The organism is Pseudomonas brassicacearum (assembly GCF_003732265.1).
GTDB classification, from domain to species: domain Bacteria; phylum Pseudomonadota; class Gammaproteobacteria; order Pseudomonadales; family Pseudomonadaceae; genus Aquipseudomonas; species Aquipseudomonas brassicacearum_D.
Window position 1 is genome coordinate 1 of sequence record NZ_MOBK01000175.1, and the last position, 365, is coordinate 365.

A 365-nucleotide genomic window follows, 5' to 3' on the forward strand; every position below is an offset into this window, starting at 1 on the left:
AATTCCTTGCGAGACTCGGCGAGTTTGTCTTTGCGCGTGTTGATCTTGTCGGGGTCCGTGTTCTTCATGGCTTTGTCGAGGTCGGCCTGACGTTTGCTGACTTCATGCTTGGTGTCGAGGACTTTGTTTTCCCGTTAATTCTTCAGCAAAGCGTCTGTGCAATGCGCCGTGACTTCGCTCAAGGCGGTTTCCAGGCCTGCTTGCTGATCGGCCTTGCAGTGTGACTTGGCAAGTTCGATCTGGTTGTTGATGCCCTGTTTCTTGGCGGCGCAGCCGGTCAGTTCCGGCGCTTCTTCAGCCGCCATCCGTGGAGCGGCCAGCACGCTGCAACGGGTCAACAGGGCGAGCGGTGAAAGAAATTTCAT

1 pseudogene is annotated in these 365 nt (G+C 55.9%); it reads right to left on the bottom strand.

The features are described 5' to 3' along the window. A pseudogene (locus BK660_RS30670) lies at nt 1–365 on the bottom strand (DUF1090 domain-containing protein); the annotation flags it as partial.